We start from the raw sequence: 18,540 nt of genomic DNA, 5'->3' as shown, positions 1-18,540 counted from the left end.
CTAGGGGAGCGGTGTGCCTCCGGTGGCATTGAGGACTTCAGCGGTGATGTAGCTGGCCTGTGGTGAGGCGAGGAAGACGTAGGCGGGTGCCATCTCCGCAGGCTGGGCGGGCCGGCCCAGGGGGGACTGCTTGCCGAAGGTAGTGGTGTCCGGCAGCGTCGCTGGGATCAAAGGGGTCCACACCGGCCCGGGGGCGACCGCGTTGACGCGAATGCCGTCGGAGGCAAGCATCTGCGCAAGCCCCTGGGTAAAGGTGACGATGGCCCCCTTGGTCATCGCGTAGTCCAGCAGGTGCGGGCTGGGCTTGTAGGCCTGCACGGAAGCGGAGTTGATGATCGATCCGCCTTGAGGAATGTGCGGCACGGCCATCTTCGAGAGCCAGAACATGCCGTAGAGATTGGTGCGGACCACGCGGTCGAACTGTTCGGTGGTGATGGCACCGATGCCGTCCGGCTGTGACATCTGGTAGGCGGCGTTGTTGACGAGGATGTCGATCCTGCCGAACTCCGTCACCGCGCGTTCGATAAGACGCGCGCACTGCTCTTCCTCACGGATGTCGCAGGGCACCGCCACCGGGGTGCGGCCGGCTTCCTCGATGTGGTGGGAGGTCTCACCGGCTTCCTTGCCCTCTTCCGGGAGGTAGGTGAACAGGACGTCGGCGCCCTCGCGTGCGAAGGCCAAGCAGACGGCCCGCCCGATGCCGGAGTCCCCGCCGGTTACCACTGCCTTGCGTCCTTCCAGGAGGCCGCTGCCCCGGTAGGACTCTTCCCCGTGGTCAGGCGGAGGGTCCATGGGCCCCGTCCAGCCTGGGTGGGTCTGCTCTTGCTGCTCGAACTCCGGCTGAGGGTGCTTGGTGACGGGGTTCTGTTCGGCTCGGTTGTCGCCTGCCACGTCAGGTCTCCTTCCTTGCGTGACAAAGGTAATTCGCCCCTGACCGGAGCGAGGGCGGGCGGGCCTGGGCGGCGCCCTTCGACCCTGGGTCCTGTGCTGCTCCTCGAGGCAACGCTGAGTCAGCTAGGCGGGTAAGGGCTCTCGCTCAACAGGCGGGCCAAATGCACCGCGTTGGCCGCGAGAGTCCGGGTCGTTGAGGTAACGGATTCCGGAGTCTGTTCGAGGTCCTGGTAATCCGTGCCCTGTTGAGCCTCACCCACCCAGTAGGCAACGGCGCCCGGCGCGAGGGAGAATCCGAGGTCGTTGAGACCTTGGAAGAGGTCGGCGCTCACCTTGTGCGCGCCGTCTTCGTTGCCGACCACGGCCGCGAGGCCTACCTTGCCGTAGGTCAGCTGCCGGCCCTGCTCGTCGGTTTCCGAGATGTCGGCGTTGAGCCGCTCCAGCACGCGTTGGCACAGGCTTGAGGGATGACCAAGCCAGATTGGGGTGGAGACAAGGACGATGTCGGCCTCCATGACCTTCTCCCGCAGGGTGGGCCAGGCGTCTCCGTCGCCCATGTCACGCGCGACGCCCGGCCGGACCTCGTGGTCGGCGACGCGGATCGTCTCGCCCTTGACGCCGAGGCCGGCGAGCTCGGCCATGATCTGGTCCGCGAGAAGTTGACTGCTGGAGGGGGCGGGTGAGGCGTTGAGCGTACAGACGAGCGCGACAGCGCGAGTCATCAGGGGACTCCTCAAGCATTGATACGCCATGGGGGAATGGCGTGGCTTCCGTGCCGGCTGGCACCTGGCAGTTCAGGGGGTGAGGACGGTCTTGATCATGCCGTCTTCCTTCGCCTGGAAGGTCTTGTAGGCGCGCGGCCCTTCTTCGAGGGGCAGAGTGTGGGTGGCGAAGTCGTCGACGCCGAGGACGTCGACATCGTTGAGGAGCGGGAGGATGTCGGGCACCCAGTGCTTGACGTTGGCCTGGCCCATGCGCAGCTGGATCTGCTTGTCGAACATGGTCAGCATCGGCATGGGGTCGATGGCGCCGCCGTAGACTCCGATGACGGAGATGGTGCCACCTCGGCGCACGGCATCGACGGCTGTGTTGAAGGCAGCCATGCTGTCCACGCCGGCGCGGCCCATCATCTTCTCGCCCAGTGCGTCGGGCAGTAGGCCGGCGAACTGCTGGGCCGCCCTGGCCAGGGTGCCGCCGTGGGCCTCCATGCCCACCGCGTCGATGACGGCGTCAGTGCCGCGGCCTCCGGTAAGGCTGCGGATTTCGTCGCCGACGTTCTTTCCGTGGTCGTTCAAGTCCAGGGTGTGCACGCCCCGGGCGCGTGCCCGTGCCAGGCGTTCGGGGACGAGGTCCACGCCGATAACCTTGCTGGCGCCCTGGTGCAGGGCGATGCGGGCGGCCATGTCGCCGATCGGGCCCAGCCCCAGGACAGTGACGGTCCCGCCCTGCGGGATGTCGGCGTAAGCGACAGACTGCCACGCCGTCGGGAGAACGTCGGAGAGGTAGACGTAGCGCTGGTCCGGCGGACCGTGCGGCACCTTCACAGGGAGAGTGTTGCCAAAGGGAACGCGTAGCAACTCCGCTTGCCCACCGGGCACTTGCCCGTAGAGCTTGGAGAAGCCGAAGAGAGAGGCTCCCATGCCTCGTTCGGTGACTTGGGTCGTCTCGCACTGTGAGTGGAGCCCTTGGCCACACATCCAGCAGGTGCCGCAGGAGATGTTGAAGGGCACGACGACCCGGTCCCCGACTGCCACGTCGGTGACCTCCGGCCCGACCTCCTCGACGATGCCCATCGGCTCATGGCCGAGAATGTCGCCCGGATCCAGGAAGGGTCCGAGCACTTCGTATAGATGCAGGTCGGACCCGCAAATCCCCGTCGACGTGATGCGGACGATGATGTCGGTCGCATCCACGATCTTGGGGTCGGGGACCGTATCGATGCGGACATCGCGCCTACCGTGCCACGTCAAAGCCCTCATGGCATCTCCCTTCGAGTTGTCGCGCTTGCAAGAGCGTTTTACCCAGTTTGCCCCTAATTGGCGTCGACGGGCATGGGAGCACGCCAGCGACACTGGCCCGGGTCGACCGCGCTACCTGCGATTGGGCCCACCGCGAAAGGCGCTCATGTGCGCTCAGAGGGCGAGGAGGGAGTCGTCATACACCTGAGCTCCGGGAAGCTGGTGGCGTGCGGCGATCAGAGCAGCATCCACGTCGGAAGTTCCGGTGGATATGCACAGGGCGCACGCGACCTCGAGCATGCGCCCGTATGGGTCAGCGGTGCCGCGTTCTGCATGTACGGCCTGCAGGGCCTCGTACTCGTCCACGAGCTTGCGCAGTACTGCAGGGTGGGCCATCAGCATGTCGAACTCCTCAGCCTTGTGGCCCAACGATCTCGGTGGGCTCTGACGCCAGTACCCGGCATCCGAACGCTTATGTTCCGTGGCCTCGTGCCATGAGGAGGCGCCTGTTCCTCGAGTCCAGCTGGGGCCCACATTTGCGGGCCCCTTGCGAGGGTGGTGGCCGTCGTGGGTGTCGATCTGCTGGGTGCCGAGTCAGGTCGCCCTGGTGGAGACAAGGGCTTGCACGATCTGCTGGCGGGCGCGCTTGGCCTCGGCAGTGGGCGACAGCGGATAGGCGTGGACATCGCCTGCCGCCTCGTGGAACTCCACCTCGACACCAGCTGCCGTGGCGAGATCACGGAAGCGATGAGTTTCCGCGGAGAGGATGTCCCGGGTGCCGATGAAGACGCTGGTGCTGGGAAGGCCTGCCATCTTGCCGTTCACTGGGCTGACCAGGGGGCCTCGAGGCTCGATGTTCGGTACAGCCTGATCCCCCAGCGTGATGTCCAGCCCTGGAGTAATGAGCCTCAGCCGTTCCGGCGGCCTGGCGCCGATGTCTCGCAGGCGCTGTGCCGTCGCGCGGGCCATCCCGCCCCGGCGGAATCACCCATGAAGAAAGTGGGGTCTGCGGCGCGCTCCGTCAGCGTGCCGGCCAAGGCGGTGATCTTCGGGAGGACACGGGCCGCTGCGCCGCGCGGCGCGAGAGGGTAGATGGGCACGGTGACACGCGCCGGCACGTCCCGGGCCAGCTGCTCGATCAGGCTCTGGTGATTGGACCCGATTTCCTCGATGTAGGCACCGCTATGGAGATAGCGAACCTCTGCCTGCGGACCACTCGTACCCCTGTTGCTCTGGAAGCCCTTAGCGCTGGTGTGGCGGGCGCTGACCTCGTAGCACGGCCATCCGCTACGGAAGCCGAGAGAGATCTCGAACGCTCAGGCCGCCATGTGGCGTGCCTTCTGCGTTCCAGGCACTACCGGAGCAAGTCTCTGGCGAGGGCGGGACGGTACCCCTTGACTGCGGAGCTGGCTGCGTTATCGGCGGTTCGAAGGGTGCCCACACCGCAGGCCATGCACGAAAGAGGAGAACCGGTGAGTGAGAAGAACACTTTTGTGATTGGCCTGGACGAAGCCAATCTGCCGGCCTTGCAGAGGGTGCCCGGGGCGGAGAATTACCGTTTTCATGGTCTGCTGACCATGGAGGAGCTGCAGGTGGGCGAGGTGTCCGTCGCCGGGTTGCTGGAGAAGGCGCAGGAGGTGCTGGACAGCGTCGACGGGAGTATCGATGCGATCGTCGGCTACTGGGACTTTCCCGTCAGCACGCTCGTACCTTTTGGAGATCAACCCGCGCCACTCCCAGGCGCATGCGGAACTCTTCGAATGCGTCGACGGCGTACCCAACCACCACTGCATGCTCAGTCTCGCCCTTGGTGAAGACCCCACACTGCCCAACGGATCCGGCCCCTACGAGCGCGCCGCCAAGTGGTACTTCCGCTGGTTCGCCGACGGGGTGGTGCACAGCGTGCCGACCCGGAAGGAGATCGACCGCATCGAGGAGGAGATCCCCGGCGTGCAGCTGCACATGGTCCCCGAGGAGGGCCAGCGCCTGTCACGGATGCCGGAGCAGGACAGCTACAGCTTCGAACTGGCCCATATCTTCACCGGAGGGGACGGTGAGGCAGACATGCGGGAAAAGTACGACGGCTGTGTAGCCGCCCTCAGCCACGCCATGTCGGCGACCGCTCCCGGCAGCGAAGGCTGAGCAAAAGACAAGCTGTGGCCCGCTGCCCGGGAGGCGCGGGGGTTGTCTCGCACAGATGGAAGGAGACACTGCAGCGCGCCCATCTGTGCTCCGATGCACATGCGTTCTTACGCGCGACGCTAAGGGGGTACACCTGACTTGGGCGAGACGTTCACGACTAACACCCATGGGCGCACTGTCAGCGAGGGATGAACGCGAGCGTCCAGCCCAAGCCCGGCTCGTGCTCCGCGGGTTACGAAGGACTCACACGCATCAGTTCTGAGCTTGGACTGCCCGGCAGCCCGGGCGAGGAGTGTTCCGGGGGCTGGCCGATGGAGAGCCGGTTGCACGCATTGGTACGCCGGCACCGCGCCTGTAGGTGGTAGGGGTTGGGCGCTGCGTTTCTCCGTCGATGCCAGCGGACGGTCGCGGGGCCGCTGGCATCCCCGGGACGAGTACGCACTCTTGGCGTTGCGCGAGGGCTGCCCGCTTCCGGCGCTGCCTTGCAGTATTGCGGCTGCACAACCGCAGAGATCCCGCGGTCCTGTCCGTTCGCCCCGGGCCCAAGCTGTCATCCGTGACCCGAAACGCTGTGCTGTCACCCCCTCCCTGAGCCCCAACCGAGGTGGGCGGCAACGAAGTACAACGCTTTCCGATACGGGTGCGTCTGCTGTGGTGGGGCACGAGGTGGGCGGGACATTTGGCGCCTGGTCGGGCGCAGAAGCGGAGGGTGCGGATGAATAGGCGCGCGGGCCCGGTGGAGCGGTTGAAGGCAGGCCGACTCGCCCGGATCGGTCCGTGGTGGCGTCGGGCGCTGGGTTCGGACGGCCATGAACGCCATGCGGTGTTGTTGATCGGCAAGAGCACGCTGGCCGCGACCATCGCGTGGCTGATCTCTTATGGCCTTTTGAGTGCGCAGTCGCCGGCGTTCGCACCGTTCTCCGCAGTACTGATCATGCAGGTCACCGTCTACCAGTCGCTGGTGCAGTCCCTGCGTTATGTCGGCGCAGTAACGACCGGAGTGGCAGTGCAGGTCGCTTTGGGCTTCCTGGCCGGGCCCGAGGTGGTGACGTTCGCGCTGGTGGCTCTGGTCGCTCTGGTGATCGGGCGGTGGCCGGCCTTGGGGGCGCAGGGAGGGCAGGTGGCCACGGCGGCGTTCTTCGCCTTCTCCACCTACGCCTCGGCGGCGGGGTATTCGGAAAAGGTCACCCAGCTGGGGCAGATCGTTCTCCTCGTCCTCATCGGGTCTGTTGTGGCCCTCGCGGTGAACCTCGTGATCTTTCCGCCAATGCGTTTTCGAAGCGCCGAATACGGCGTCCGCACCCTCGCGCAGGCCCTGTGCGGTCTGCTCGGAGACATTCATCCGGTGCTGACCGCAGGCGAATTGGAGGGGGAGCAGACCGCGCAGTGGCGCGCGCGGGCGGCTGGGACGGGTGAGCTGATCACCCAGGCCCGGGCCGGCATGCGCACGGCGCGGGAGAGCCTCTACTACAACCCGCGCCGCCTCTTTCGCCGCCATCACGGGCGCACCGGTTTCGAGAACTACGGGGCCATGCTGGAAGCGCTGGAACGGACGCTGTACCAGGCTGCCTCCCTCATACGCAGCCTCGACCAGTGGCGCGAGACCGAGACCAGCTACAACTACCGCGCCTTCCTCGAGCGCTACGGCACATTTTTGGAATCCATCACCGACAGTGCCCGCCTCCTCAGCACCCTGGACGAGGACCACTTGGCCGACCAGACCGACGAACTGTACGAACTGGCGGACCGGGCCCAGCGCTGCCGTCGACAGGTAGCCGAGCAAGCCGAGAGCGACGGTCTGCCACTCGCCGACCCCGCCCGCCCATACGGCGTACTCGTTGTGGAGGCCACCCGGCTGATGGAGGAGGTCCAGCACACCAGCGACGTACTCCAACGCTACGCCGACACTTAGGACAGCAGCGATTCCCGTCGTGCCTCACAGCACGAATGTCTGCGACTGTGTCGAGTAGTTTGGATCGTGGGGGCAAGGCTGCGTCCTGTAGCGCAGCCGCTGGGATCACTGCTGAACGCTGAGGCGGGTGTCCCCCGGTTGTCTCGGGTGAGTCCGTACTCGACTTCGCCGTGCTCGAAAACTTGGTACGCAATTTCGGGCCTCACCGGCATCCGTCGAGCCAGTGGCCGCGAGGCGGCCCTAGCAGGACCACAGGCGTCGAGGCGGCCGCTGACCAGCTCCCCGAGCGAGGAACGGTGATCGGGATGAACTTGGTGCTGTAGTTGCTGCCTCTGGTCCGTCAGACCGGCCTGATGACCCGCACCGCAAACTCGTCGAACGTCTTCGCCGAGATTTAGCAGGCGGGATCCGACTCGGTCACCTCGTTCCCGGCATCGTCGCCGACGACCTGTTGCAGGTGCGGCTCTCCCTCGACACCCGGACCAGCCGACTGAGCGGACCTGATTTCGGACAGTTGTGATCATCAAGCGTACACACGCGCCGTCACGACATGCTGCCGGACGGCAACTTTCGGCGAGATGTTGCGGTCGCCGAAAACCGAGCGGGCGGCAGTATCTGAGCCGAAGCGGCTCATATCGTTCCTCCGGGTTTTCTGCGGCCCGTGGCCCGTGGGCGGATCGAATTGGCCCCGGGCCGCTCTGCGGACTGGTGCCCGCCGACAGGCCCATTGGCACCATCCGCGTGTTCCCGAGTGACGTGGACGGTGCCGACCGGGCCCGGGGCCAGGCCCTACCCGCCCACCTTGCAACGGCGCCTACCGGAGGGCTCACCAGCACCTCAGCATGCGACGGCAGGCACAGGGCAGGAGGCCAGAGAGCGCCGTTCGAGTGGCGGCGGACCGCAGGCACACCGAATCTGAAGAGGTGGGCACGCGTCTGTGGAGACGAACGAAGGACCACCTGTTCGCATGCTCATGGAGACATCAGATGACGACTGCTGCCGCACGGCCCACCGACCTGGGGAGCCTGTGGACCCTTCCCGGGGTCTACGCTCCCCAGGCCGACACCTACCTGCTTGCCAGCGCGCTTCACGGTGAACGGATCACGGGGGACATGGACGTCCTCGACATCTGCACGGGAAGCGGCGCGCTCGCTTTGCTGGCCGCGCGGATGGGGGCCCGGGTATCGGCTACCGACATCTCGCGACGGGCGGTGATCACTGCTCGGATGAACGCCGCCCGCGCCGGGCACCACGTCCGGGTGCTCCGCGGCGACCTCACCGCGCCGGTGGCCGAGCAGCGCTTCGACATGGTGGTGAGCAATCCGCCGTACGTGCCTGCTCCGCAAACACACCGCACCCACAGCCACGGGCCTGCGGTTGCCTGGGACGCCGGTCACGGCGGGCGGCAGGCCCTGGACCGGATCTGCGCCCAAGCTCACGACGTGCTGCGACCGCACGGCGTACTGCTCATGGTGCACTCCGGGCTCTGCGGGGTCGAGGAAACGTTGAGACGGCTGACCGACACCGACCTGCGCTGCTCGGTGACGAACCGCTGTCACGTGCCCTTCGGCCCCGTGATCACCCAACGGCTGTCATGGCTGCGTTCCCGGGGCCTGGTGGGCGCCGACGAAGACACAGAGGAACTGGTGGTCATCCGTGCCGAACGAAGCTGACCATGCCAGGCGGCTGACCGTCGACCGCAACGGCCCGATCTTGATCGAAGGACCGGTGGAGATCGCCCAGGAGGACGGCACTCTCGCCACCTCCGACCGGTTCATCGTCGCCGTCTGCACCTGTCGCCGCAGCCACATCTACCCGTGGTGCGACACCAGCCACCGCCGCCATAGGAGGCCCCCCGGCGCTGGTCCTCGCGATGACCGCGAGCAGCCTCCCGGTACAACCCGAAGGACACCCATGACGGCGACCACCACTGACCACAGCCCCGCCGGCCCCGCCGTGCCCAGGGCCAGGGGGACGCTCTCGGCTGGCCTGTTTGCCGCCCTCGCCTCGCCCCAGCAAGCCCCTCCCGACGTGAGGGAGGCCGCGACCGCTGACCCCTACGGGGAGGACCTGCACCTGGCCCTCTACGTGCTCTACGAGCTGCACTACCGCGGATTTGCCGACGTCGCCGAGGACCGTGAGTGGGACCCCGCGCTCATGCCGCTACGGCGGGCGCTCGAAGAGCGCTTCCTCGGAGCCCTCCGCGCCGACGTGCCCGTCGACCGCTCGACGGATGAGGTGTTCGGTGAGCTGCTGGTGGAGCCCACGGACCACCGCGACAGCGTCGCCCATCATCTTGAGCACAACGGAGAGCTGTGGCAGATCCGGGAATACGCCGCTCTGCGCTCGCTCTATCACCTCAAAGAGGCAGACCCGCACGCATGGGTAATTCCCCGACTCCGCGGCCGAGCCAAGGCGGGCATGGTCGCCATCGAATACGACGAGTTCGGCGCCGGCCGGGCCGAGAACATCCATGCCCAGCTCTTCGCCGAGCTCATGACAGACCTGGGACTGGACACGGAATACGGTCACTATGTGGAGGCGGCGCCCGCCCCCGCCCTCGCTGTAGTGAACGTGATGACGCTGTTCGGGTTGCACCGAGCGTTGCGCGGAGCATTGGTCGGCCACTTCGCTTGCGTCGAGGTCACCTCGTCGCCGGGCTCACGTCGACTCGCCGCGGCTATGCGGCGAACCGGCGCCGGCCCTGCAGCCGAGCGTTTCTACGCGGAACACGTGGAAGCGGACGCCGTACACGAACAGGTCGTACGGCGAGAGGTGATCGGCGGCCTACTCGCCGAGGAGCCGCGCCTGAACTCAGAAGTGGCGTTCGGAGCCGACGCCACAGTGCACTTGGAGAACCAACTGGCCTCCCATCTCCTGCGGGCATGGCGTGCCGGGCAGTCAGCGCTGCTCCAGGACAGCGAGCGGCGCACGCTATCCAAAAGCGATTGTGACCCGACTCTATGAAGCCTTGGGGTGAAGTGGGCAGGCCGGGGATCCTGCGCGGTGGTCGAGCCCACGGGCGTAGTCATGGAAGCGTCGAGGTGGGGGCGTGCACCGCCGGTGCGGGTACACACAGGTGGCGGCTCGCGCATGTACGAGGCGCTACCGGCTTGGCGGCCCGAGCGGCAGCCAGGACGGTGCCGGTCAGGTAGCGACACCTGCAGCTTTCGGTCCGGAGGCCCCGTCTGTCGTGGGGGGCTGAATGGCGCAGCAACGCAGGTCGTTCGACGCGAAGAATGAGGTGATGGTGTCTCGCTCACAGCAACCGAGGAGTGAGGATGCGCGAGAAGCGTCGTGACAAGGATCCGCGTGAAAAAGGCCAGGAGGCGAAGCGTGCGCCCGGGCAGAACGAGAGAGACCGAAGCGCCGAGGAGGTGAACGCCGACCAGCCGTCCGTTCGCGGCCAGAAACCGAAAAGAGCGCCGAAGCCGGAGGACGACCACCCGGGTGCCGAAGAGTGAAGGCTGCTGCTCCGTTGCCCGACAGCCCGTCCGACTCCGTCGTCAGGCTGGTGGCCACGGGGACGTGCATGACTGCGTTGGCAGTCGACGCACAGCTCGGTACGCGGCAAGCCTCGAATCGCTCCCTGTCGATCGAAGCACCGCACCGACCACGTGCCGAAGATCCGTTCTTCAGCCGGCGGAGTGCACCGAGCCGGGCCCACAATCGCGCAGGACGTCGAGGCGGAACGCGTCGCATCCGTGGCGGGCGGAGCCGTCGATTTCCGGGCGGGAGCGTCGGTCAGCGGCAGCGGGAAGTCGATGAGGTCATGGATGGCGCCGCGATCGGCCAGAGCACGGGTTCGGTTTTAAACGGCGTCGAGTGAGAGGGCCAGGTCCGCATTCGGTCTTTCTCGGCGGAGCCCACAGATCTCCCTGAGGATGTCGACTTCGCATGCCTCGCTCTCCGAGTCGGTGGTTACGGCCGACAGCGGGCGATGCTGATCACCGTGACGTGCCGGCCTCGCGCGGAGATGCCGTCGGTGAGGGCCGTGCATGGGTGCGGGCATTCGGTGGCAACGTCGAGGTCCTGGCTGAGGCTGCTGACCACCCGGTGCGCTTGGACGGGGTAGTCGCCAGTGACGACCACGGGTAGGGGCTGCCGATGGCGAGGACGTCGGCCGGGAGCTTTACCCATGCGGTCAAGCACTTCGAATTCACCGCGGCGGAGCGCGGCAGCTCTCCGCCGCGTGCAATGGCGGGCCGCCTGTGGGCATTTTGGGGAGCTGACAGGGAACCCGGGCACGGAGAATGCCGGCTTGCCCTCGAAGGAGGCAGGGAGCGCGATGACAGGTTTTGCAAGGACAAGGACGACAAGCCCCCCAGGACGGCCGCCGAAGAGGTCCTGGACGAGTTTGAGGCCTCACAGGTGCACGGCGAGCGGGCCGGTGATCAGCAGGGCAAGGAAGGGGATGCGCTGACCACCAGCGAGGAGGCGCAGGAGTCTGCCGCGAAGGGAGAGGACGCTGAATGAACGCACCCCCAAGTGCGTCTTTGCGTTCGGCCGCACCTTCTGCGGGTGGGTGCACATGGGTGTGGACTAGAGGGAGGCGCCGCCCCTGCACGGGCACCGCCCGTGCAGCTGTGGGCAGGCCCGAACAAGAGGTCTCCAGTCTGTGAGAGGAGTAGGTCATGCCTGCAGGATCGAACCGTAAGCGGGAGCGGCAGTACGAGCACATCAAGGAAGGCGCCAAGGAACGCGGCACCTCCGAGGGGCGCGCGGAGGAGATCGCCGCGCGGACCGTCAACAAGGAACGCGCGCGCTCCGGTGAGGCGAAGTCGGCAAGTAAGACCTCGACCCGCGATCCGAAGTCAGCCTCGCAGCGGGGCGGTGAGCGCTCGCACAGCGGTCCTCAGGGCCCCACGAAGGACCAGCTGTATGAAGAGGCGAAGAAGAAGAACGTCGAGGGCCGCTCGACGATGAACAAGCAGCAGCTGCGCAAAGCCCTGGGCCGCTGACCCGAAGTCCGCCCGGTCGCGGGCGGACGCTTTTCGGCGTGGAGTGGAAGACAGGAAATGTCGTCTGTCTGGGGAGGCAGTATGACCACGCTCCGTGTTGAACACTCGGTCACGGACTTCGATCTTTGGAAGGGCTGGTTCGACCGGTTTTCCGAGTTCCGCCGGCAATCAGGGGTCCTCCGGTGTCACGTCCAGCGTGCGGTCGGCGATCCGCAGTACGTCGTGTTCGATCTCGATTTCGAGACCCTTGGCGAGGCAGTGAGGTTCCTCGTCCTGTTGGAGACGAAGGTCTGGTCGTCGAGTGAGCATGCCCCGGCTCTGGTCGGGACGCCACAGGCCAAGCTCCTGGACCTCGTGGAAGAACGCCAGGCGGCGTGAGCTGGGCGAACGTTTGCTGGGTCGGCCCCTGGACGCCGGCCCGATGGTCGGGCGTGCAGCGGCGAGCCAGAACCGGTGCGCGGCGCTGGGGGAGAGGAGATCCAGCGTTGAGCGCAATTGCAGATCTTCCACGGTCGATCGGCGGGGCCATGGCCACGGTCGTCACCCCGCCGTTCCGGGCCGTGGCCCGCCTCTTCGGCGGCGCCTCAAGCTCCGCCCAAGGCCATCACTGACGCACGTCCGTGCCTCGACGCGCGGATCCTCCAAAGGTCAAGCCCGGCTGGAATTTCCGTCCAGCCGGGCTTGCCTCTGCCCAGCCTCAGAGAAGGTGTCGGCGCGCTGGGTAGCGCTGCTCCCGGGCCGGCGTAGACAAGGGGTATGAGCGAAGACCCTTCCGGCTCGGTGAGGGGGTGCCCGACAGCGGCATACACGAGTGCGACTGCGAACAGGCGCGCCACTGGAGCACAGATGTGAAGGGGCACCGGTTCCCTCGCTCCCTCAAGGCTGCGGCGGCAACCTGGGTGGTGAAGGGCCCGGCGCACCCCGTCGGGTAACGCACGGCCGCGCTGTCCGCGCCGTTCGGAGGCACCATATGTCGGTGAGAGTGATCGAGGGGACGAGTACGACGGTCTGCCCACGGGACTTCTATGCCGTTTTACCGAGGCGACAACTTCAACGAGACCAGCGGTGCAGACCGCGGATCCTGGTCGCGGACGAGCTGGTGTCAGACCTCGCGTCGTACGGCTTCGACCATGTCGGACGATCGCTCGTGAACCACAGCCTGTACGTGTGGAGCTCTATGAAGAGGCTGGCTGGGAGGCGAGCATCTGGAGGTCGAGCCGACGCGCCGTCCGCGGAGTCTGGCGAGATTCGAAAGCGCGACGGGGAGCTGTTTCGATCGATGCCACGCCGGTCTCCGCCCACGAGAGCCAGCCCGGCGCGGATTCAGCCATCCAGCGTCGGCCCGCGGGGTAAGGGACGGGTCGCGCCGGGGCGACGGCCGAGGGCTCGCGTCGGCGCGCCTACGCCCTGGATGAGACGGCGCCCATTATGCTGCCTTCCGCTGATATGCGCGTAATTATGCCGATGGCAGTCAGTCGCTAGGCGTTGGATAGCCGATTACGCGATGATCTATCCCTCCATGAGGGAGATCGGCGAGCCCCGTTTATCCTCGCGACGCGTTACATGTTTTGGGTGGCGGCGCCGGGTAGGCGGACCCAGACGGGGCGACACGCAATAGCGAGGAGCACGCCATGACGACGACGGCAGTAGCGCACGATCGCATAGCAGCGGGCACGAACGCCGCTCCCAAGCTGTCTGAGGCCTCTCTGCCTCTGGTGGAGGAGGCGCAGCGCGTCGCTCCGCAGGATGCGCGCCGCTTGTCGAAGTTGTTCTTCGAGCGGTTGTCGGTCCTGGAGGAGGGCACGGCGGAGTATCAGTACGCGCGCAACACGCTGATCGAGATGAACCTGTCGCTGGTGCGCTATGTCGCGCGCCGCTTCGGCAGCCGCGGGCAGGAGATGGAAGACGTCGTGCAGGTCGGCACGATCGGTCTGATCAAGGCCATCGACCGCTTCGACGTGTCGCTGGAGAACGAGTTCACCACCTTCTCGATCCCCTACGTCACCGGGGAGATCAAGCGGTTCTTCCGTGACACGACCTGGTCGGTGCACGTTCCGCGTCGTCTGCAGGAGCTGCGTGTGGACCTTGCGCGCGCCCGCGAGGAGTTGGAGGGGCGCGGCATTGCCGAACCGTCCGTCGCCGACCTCGCCGAGCACCTGGAACTGGCGGAGAAGGAGGTCATCGAGGGGCTGGTGGCCTGCAACGGTTACGACAGCGACTCCATCGACCGGCCCGTCGAAGCCGGCGGCGGTGGCAAGCAGCAAACCGGTCTGGTCGCCGACCTGATGGGCAATGAGGATCCCGCGCTCGCCCTGGCCGAGAACTTGCAGGCCCTCAAGCCGCACCTGGCCGGACTCGACGAGCGCGAGCGCACCCTGATTGACCTCCGCTTCGGTGCGGAGATGACACAGACCGAGATGGGCAAGGAGATGGGCCTGTCCCAGATGCACATTTCCCGTCTCCTGACCCGGACCCTGGCCACCCTGCGCGAAGGCCTTCTTGCCGAAGCATGAGCAGATGTACCGGTGTTACGCCACTGCCCCGGAGTCCTTCAAGAAGCTCGCCGCACTGGGCGGCCCCGCCCGACGGGACTCTTCGCGCACCATGGGCGGTCGCCCCGCACAGGGCCCGGACCACGCGCATCGGAGCCGGTCAGGAGCACAGCGGTGACTGAACCGGAAGCCTGTGCATCATCCGCGACCCGGACGGTGCTCTGATCACCGTCACCGAGGTAAAGCTGCCCTGGTGTGGCGGTCAGGGCGCCAGGTGGCCACCAGGGCGACGGCCAGCAGGAGCTCGGCGACGTCTCCGCCGTAGTACATGATCTCGGCGCCCTGCTGCACCTGGCGAATGGCCGCGGCGATGTGCACGAAGAATCCGCCGTACATGGCCTGGGCGATGAGGGCGTGGGCCGTCACGGCGATTCCCAGGTAGATCAGCCGGGTGGGCACACGGGGCCGGGCGGGCGCGGGGTCGGGGCCGGCCATGACGTAGGCGAACAGGCACCCGGACGCCAGGAAATGGGAGTGCATCAGCCAGTGCCCTGATGGGTGCTGCATGGCGGTGTTGAACAGCGGCGTGAAGTAGAGCAGCCCGAGACTGCCGGTGCTCAGTGCGAGCGCGACCGCCGGATGGGCGAGAACCTGTGCGGGCCGGCTGCGCAGCACGGCGGTCACCCGAAGGGCCGATGTCTGCGGCAGGGTGCGTAGCAGGAGCGTGACCGGCGCGGCCAGCACCAGCGCGAGAGGCGCGTACATACCGATGAGCATGTGCTGGACCATGTGGCCCCGGAAATCCCCGTGGGCGGCGGCGGATGCCAGGGGCGGCAGCAGCGCGAGGGCGAGCAACGCCAGCCCGGCCAGAAAGGAAACAGATCGCCACGCATTCCAGCTTCGGGCCGGGTTGCGCCGTCGAGCCCGGCGGGCGAGCAGCAGATATCCCCCGCCGGCACCGAGCAGGACCAGCGCGGTGAGCACCGTCTGCGACGGTTCGACGCCAGTGCCGGCGTGGTCGTGCACGCCGGCCATCACGTACCGCTCGCGGTGCGCGAGGGGCCGCGGCGCACCTCGGGGCCGAAGGGCCGGCCACTGCGCTGCAGTAGGTAGCCGCCGATCAGGAGCAGCGCGCCCAGGATGAGGAAGCCAGTGTCCCACCATGCCTGGTGGGGGCCGCCGTGGACGTGGTGGATGGCCAGGAGCTGGTGGTCCAGGATTCCCTCAATCAGGTTGAACAGGCCCCAACCGGCAAGGATCCAGCCCCACAGCACACGCGAGGCCCACACCGCCCGCCGGTTGTGGGTGACACGGGAGTACAAGATGCCCAGGCCCGCAACGACGGCGACCCAGCAGACGGCGTGGAAGATGCCATCCCAGACGGTGTTCATCTCCAGCCCGGAGACGGTGCGGGGGTTGTAGTACTTCACTCCAATGCGATCGCTATTGGTACTGGTGAGCATGTGGTGCCACTGCAGCAACTGGTGCAGCAGGATGCCATCGACGAATCCGCCGAGCCCCACACCCAGCACGATCCCTGGCAGCTGGATACTCTGGGCCACCGCCGGGGCCACCTCGGCTGCGCCCCTCGTGCTCGCCATCACCGAACTCCGTCCTGTCGACGTGCGCATCGCCCCCGGACACGCCTTCCCGCTCGGCTTCCCTTCCTCACCCACGTGCCCGCCGTTCCGCCGAAACCCGGGCGGCCGGTCCTTGCCCACCTGACCGACGTTGCCAGCAGTTGCACCTCGCCGACAGACCCCACGCTCACCGCTGTGCCACGCCAGAAGCGAGCAGTACATGCGGTCGGTCGCCGCTGGGAGCGCGGACTGCGAGGTGACGCGGTGAATTGAACAACGCCGCGTGACAGGCCGGCACGAGGCAGTTCTCAGCTGCTTTTGCTGGGTGGTGGGCTGAACTGACGAGATGTGTTGTCGCTTTCGTCGGGCTCGTCGGCGGGTTGGGTAAGGGGCGAGGGTTTAGCGTGCATTTCGGCGCGGTCGGGATAGTTCGTCGCGCCCTCCATCACCCAGCCACCATGAGGGCAGCATGAGCGCAACGACCACCGAGCCGCCGACCCTTGTCCCGGTCAAAGGCCGCACGTGGGGCAGCGTCGTCGTCACCTGGATGACCACGACGGATCACAAGAAGATTGGCCATCTCTATTTGGTGGCATCATTCATGTTCTTCGTGTTCGGTGGCCTGCTCGCGCTGGTGATGCGCGCGGAACTGGCGCGGCCGGGCCTGCAGATCGTGTCCGCAGAGCAGTACAACCAGGCTTTTACGCTGCACGGCACGCTGATGCTGCTGTTCTTCGCTACCCCGACTTTCGCCGGTTTCGCCAACGCGATCATGCCTTTGCAGATCGGTTCCCCCGATGTGGCGTTCCCGCGGCTCAACATGCTGTCGTTTTGGCTGTTTCTCTTCGGCGGGCTGATCGTTGTCGGCAGTCTGCTCACCACGCAGGGCACGGCCGATTTCGGCTGGACCGCCTACACGCCGCTCAGCGGTGGCGAGCGCACGCCTTACGTCGGTGGTGACATGTGGATCATGGGACTGGCGCTGTCCGGCTTCGGCACCATCCTGGGCGCGGTCAACTTCGTCACGACGATCATCTGCATGCGAGCGCCGGGGATGACGATGTTCCGGATGCCGATCTTCAGCTGGAACATCCTCTTCACGTCCGTGCTGGTACTCCTCGCCTTCCCGGTGCTGGCCGCCGCCCTCCTCGTCCTGGAGGCAGACCGCCGGTTTGAATCGCATGTCTTCGATCCTGGCAACGGCGGGGCCATTCTGTGGCAGCACCTGTTCTGGTTCTTCGGCCACCCCGAGGTCTACATCATCGCCTTGCCGTTCTTCGGCATCATCACCGAGATCATTCCGGTCTTCGCCCGTAAACCGATCTTCGGCTACGTCGGACTGGTGGGCGCGACCATCGCGATCACAGGTCTGTCGGTCACGGTGTGGGCACACCACATGTTCGCCACCGGGGCGGTCCTGCTGCCGTTCTTCTCCTTCATGTCCTTCCTTATCGCCGTGCCGACCGGCGTCAAATTCTTCAACTGGATCGGCACCATGTGGAACGGCTCCCTGACGTTCGAGACGCCGATGCTCTGGTCCATCGGCTTCCTCGTCACCTTCCTCTTCGGCGGCCTGACCGGCGTCATCCTGGCCTCCCCGCCGATGGACTTCCACGTCACCGACTCGTACTTCGTCGTCGCACACTTCCACTACGTCGTCTTCGGCACCGTCGTCTTCGCGATGTTCGCCGGCTTCCACTTCTGGTGGCCCAAAATGACCGGCACCATGCTCGACGAACGCCTGGGGAAGATCCACTTCTGGACGCTGTTCATCGGCTTCCACATGACCTTCCTCATCCAGCACTGGCTCGGCGCAGAAGGAATGCCACGGCGCTACGCCGACTACCTCGCGGCTGACGGGTTCACCGCCCTCAACACCATCTCCAGCATCGGTGCTTTCCTGCTCGGTGCTTCTACGCTGCCGTTCTTCTACAACATCTGGAAGACCGCCAAGACGGGAAAGAGGATCGAGGTCGATGACCCGTGGGGGTACGGCCGCTCGCTCGAATGGGCCACCTCCTGCCCGCCACCGCGACACAACTTCACCACCCTGCCCAGGATCCGCTCGGAGTCGCCGGCCTTCGACCTCCACCATCCGGAGGTAGCGCAGCTGGACGAGAGGCGGTCCGCCGGACGACGAGACGTCGTCGAGCCAGGGGAAGGCGTGGCTCCGATCACGGGTGAGAAAAAGGACACCGACGAGTCATGACGTCTGCGTCTGCCAGGGAGCCGGCCCCCGACCCGGCAGCAGGCATCGGCAGCCTCGAGGCGTTTCTCGCGGCGGAAATTGAGCGTGACCACGCGCGGAAGAAGGCTGAAGCTTTCGCTGATCAGCTGCCCTCTCTCACCTCCGCCGAGCGCCAGCAGCTGACGCGCCTGTACACCCATGAACGACTAGCCGAATCCAAACGCCTGCGACGTCGACTCGCGCAGCAACAGGCAGCTCACGAGGCACGAGAGCGGCTTCGCCGCCGCTGTATCACCGTCGCTGTGCTTCTTGGCTCCTTCAGTGTCGCACTGACCCTGGGCCTGATCCTATGGACCTTGCGTTGACAGGGGTGGGCAGGCAGCACGGACCCGTCACGACCTCGTGGCGCTGCTTGG

Annotated in this window: 19 protein-coding genes and 2 pseudogenes; 13 read left to right on the top strand and 8 right to left on the bottom strand. The window is 66.4% G+C overall.

What is annotated here, in order from left to right; all coding sequences use genetic code 11:
- From ACGFZW_RS00335 to ACGFZW_RS00310, 6 genes are all read right to left on the bottom strand, one after another.
- On the bottom strand, window positions 1–891 hold the full coding sequence (locus ACGFZW_RS00335) for an SDR family oxidoreductase (RefSeq protein ID WP_393890733.1): 891 nt from the start codon (window positions 889–891) through the stop codon (window positions 1–3).
- Between the two features lie 119 nt (window positions 892–1,010).
- Window positions 1,011–1,613 carry a flavodoxin family protein gene (locus ACGFZW_RS00330; protein WP_393890732.1) on the bottom strand — a complete coding sequence of 201 codons (603 nt, stop codon included), beginning with the start codon at window positions 1,611–1,613 and terminating at the stop codon, window positions 1,011–1,013.
- A 72-nt stretch (window positions 1,614–1,685) separates the two neighbouring features.
- Complete coding sequence (locus ACGFZW_RS00325; protein ID WP_393890731.1) at window positions 1,686–2,870, bottom strand: zinc-dependent alcohol dehydrogenase; 1,185 nt, start codon at window positions 2,868–2,870, stop codon at window positions 1,686–1,688.
- Between the two features lie 153 nt (window positions 2,871–3,023).
- A complete protein-coding gene (locus ACGFZW_RS00320) occupies window positions 3,024–3,251 on the bottom strand; it encodes a DUF5133 domain-containing protein (protein ID WP_393890730.1) in 228 nt (75 codons plus the stop codon).
- A gap of 192 nt (window positions 3,252–3,443) precedes the next feature.
- A complete protein-coding gene (locus ACGFZW_RS00315) occupies window positions 3,444–3,818 on the bottom strand; it encodes an alpha/beta hydrolase (RefSeq protein WP_393890729.1) in 375 nt (124 codons plus the stop codon).
- Window positions 3,758–4,156, bottom strand: a complete 399-nt coding sequence (locus tag ACGFZW_RS00310) for an alpha/beta hydrolase fold domain-containing protein (RefSeq protein ID WP_393891262.1) — start codon at window positions 4,154–4,156, stop codon at window positions 3,758–3,760. Before ACGFZW_RS00310 ends, ACGFZW_RS00315 begins: the two co-directional genes overlap by 61 nt.
- A gap of 144 nt (window positions 4,157–4,300) precedes the next feature.
- Between ACGFZW_RS00310 and ACGFZW_RS00305 the strand changes: the two are divergent.
- The 11 genes and pseudogenes from ACGFZW_RS00305 (at window position 4,301) to ACGFZW_RS00255 (ending at window position 14,377) form a co-directional block, all read left to right on the top strand.
- A pseudogene (locus ACGFZW_RS00305) lies at window positions 4,301–4,991 on the top strand (hypothetical protein).
- Window positions 4,992–5,706: 715 nt separating this feature from the next.
- Window positions 5,707–6,903, top strand: coding sequence for an aromatic acid exporter family protein (locus ACGFZW_RS00300; protein WP_393890728.1), 1,197 nt, complete (start codon window positions 5,707–5,709; stop codon window positions 6,901–6,903).
- Between the two features lie 986 nt (window positions 6,904–7,889).
- The gene (locus tag ACGFZW_RS00295; RefSeq protein WP_393890727.1) at window positions 7,890–8,576 is read left to right on the top strand and encodes a HemK2/MTQ2 family protein methyltransferase; all 687 of its coding nucleotides are present in this window, start codon (window positions 7,890–7,892) and stop codon (window positions 8,574–8,576) included.
- Window positions 8,560–8,730, top strand: a pseudogene (locus ACGFZW_RS00290) (CDGSH iron-sulfur domain-containing protein); the annotation flags it as partial. The gene ACGFZW_RS00295 and the pseudogene ACGFZW_RS00290, both read left to right, overlap by 17 nt.
- 87 nt (window positions 8,731–8,817) lie before the next feature.
- Window positions 8,818–9,870: an iron-containing redox enzyme family protein gene (locus ACGFZW_RS00285; RefSeq protein ID WP_393891261.1), complete on the top strand. Its 1,053-nt coding sequence runs from the start codon at window positions 8,818–8,820 to the stop codon at window positions 9,868–9,870.
- A 314-nt stretch (window positions 9,871–10,184) separates the two neighbouring features.
- Window positions 10,185–10,367: a hypothetical protein gene (locus ACGFZW_RS00280; RefSeq protein WP_393890726.1), complete on the top strand. Its 183-nt coding sequence runs from the start codon at window positions 10,185–10,187 to the stop codon at window positions 10,365–10,367.
- Between the two features lie 643 nt (window positions 10,368–11,010).
- Window positions 11,011–11,379 carry a hypothetical protein gene (locus ACGFZW_RS00275; protein WP_393890725.1) on the top strand — a complete coding sequence of 123 codons (369 nt, stop codon included), beginning with the start codon at window positions 11,011–11,013 and terminating at the stop codon, window positions 11,377–11,379.
- A 158-nt stretch (window positions 11,380–11,537) separates the two neighbouring features.
- Complete coding sequence (locus ACGFZW_RS00270) at window positions 11,538–11,864, top strand: plasmid stabilization protein (RefSeq protein WP_393890724.1); 327 nt, start codon at window positions 11,538–11,540, stop codon at window positions 11,862–11,864.
- Between the two features lie 81 nt (window positions 11,865–11,945).
- Window positions 11,946–12,242, top strand: coding sequence for a hypothetical protein (locus ACGFZW_RS00265; protein WP_393890723.1), 297 nt, complete (start codon window positions 11,946–11,948; stop codon window positions 12,240–12,242).
- 107 nt (window positions 12,243–12,349) lie between these two features.
- Window positions 12,350–12,475, top strand: coding sequence for an LPFR motif small protein (locus ACGFZW_RS00260; RefSeq protein ID WP_393890722.1), 126 nt, complete (start codon window positions 12,350–12,352; stop codon window positions 12,473–12,475).
- Window positions 12,476–13,495: 1,020 nt separating this feature from the next.
- Entirely contained in the window at window positions 13,496–14,377 is an 882-nt protein-coding gene (locus tag ACGFZW_RS00255; protein ID WP_393890721.1) for a SigB/SigF/SigG family RNA polymerase sigma factor, read from the top strand.
- Window positions 14,378–14,587: 210 nt separating this feature from the next.
- Here the strand turns inward: ACGFZW_RS00255 and ACGFZW_RS00250 are convergent, their stop codons facing one another.
- Window positions 14,588–15,391, bottom strand: a complete 804-nt coding sequence (locus ACGFZW_RS00250; RefSeq protein ID WP_393890720.1) for a cytochrome c oxidase assembly protein — start codon at window positions 15,389–15,391, stop codon at window positions 14,588–14,590.
- The gene (locus ACGFZW_RS00245) at window positions 15,391–15,957 is read right to left on the bottom strand and encodes a DUF2243 domain-containing protein (protein WP_393890719.1); all 567 of its coding nucleotides are present in this window, start codon (window positions 15,955–15,957) and stop codon (window positions 15,391–15,393) included. Before ACGFZW_RS00245 ends, ACGFZW_RS00250 begins: the two co-directional genes overlap by 1 nt.
- A gap of 448 nt (window positions 15,958–16,405) precedes the next feature.
- Between ACGFZW_RS00245 and ctaD the strand changes: the two genes are divergently transcribed.
- Both ctaD and ACGFZW_RS00235 read left to right on the top strand, forming a co-directional pair.
- Complete coding sequence (gene ctaD / locus ACGFZW_RS00240; protein WP_393890718.1) at window positions 16,406–18,145, top strand: cytochrome c oxidase subunit I; 1,740 nt, start codon at window positions 16,406–16,408, stop codon at window positions 18,143–18,145.
- Window positions 18,142–18,489, top strand: a complete 348-nt coding sequence (locus tag ACGFZW_RS00235) for a hypothetical protein (RefSeq protein ID WP_393890717.1) — start codon at window positions 18,142–18,144, stop codon at window positions 18,487–18,489. Before ctaD ends, ACGFZW_RS00235 begins: the two co-directional genes overlap by 4 nt.
- Window positions 18,490–18,540 lie beyond the last annotated feature (51 nt).

The organism is Streptomyces sp. NPDC048248 (assembly GCF_043201875.1).
Lineage (GTDB): Bacteria > Actinomycetota > Actinomycetes > Streptomycetales > Streptomycetaceae > Streptomyces.
Note: the sequence above shows the minus strand (reverse complement) of the source record. Positions and strands in the feature narration are given on the sequence as shown.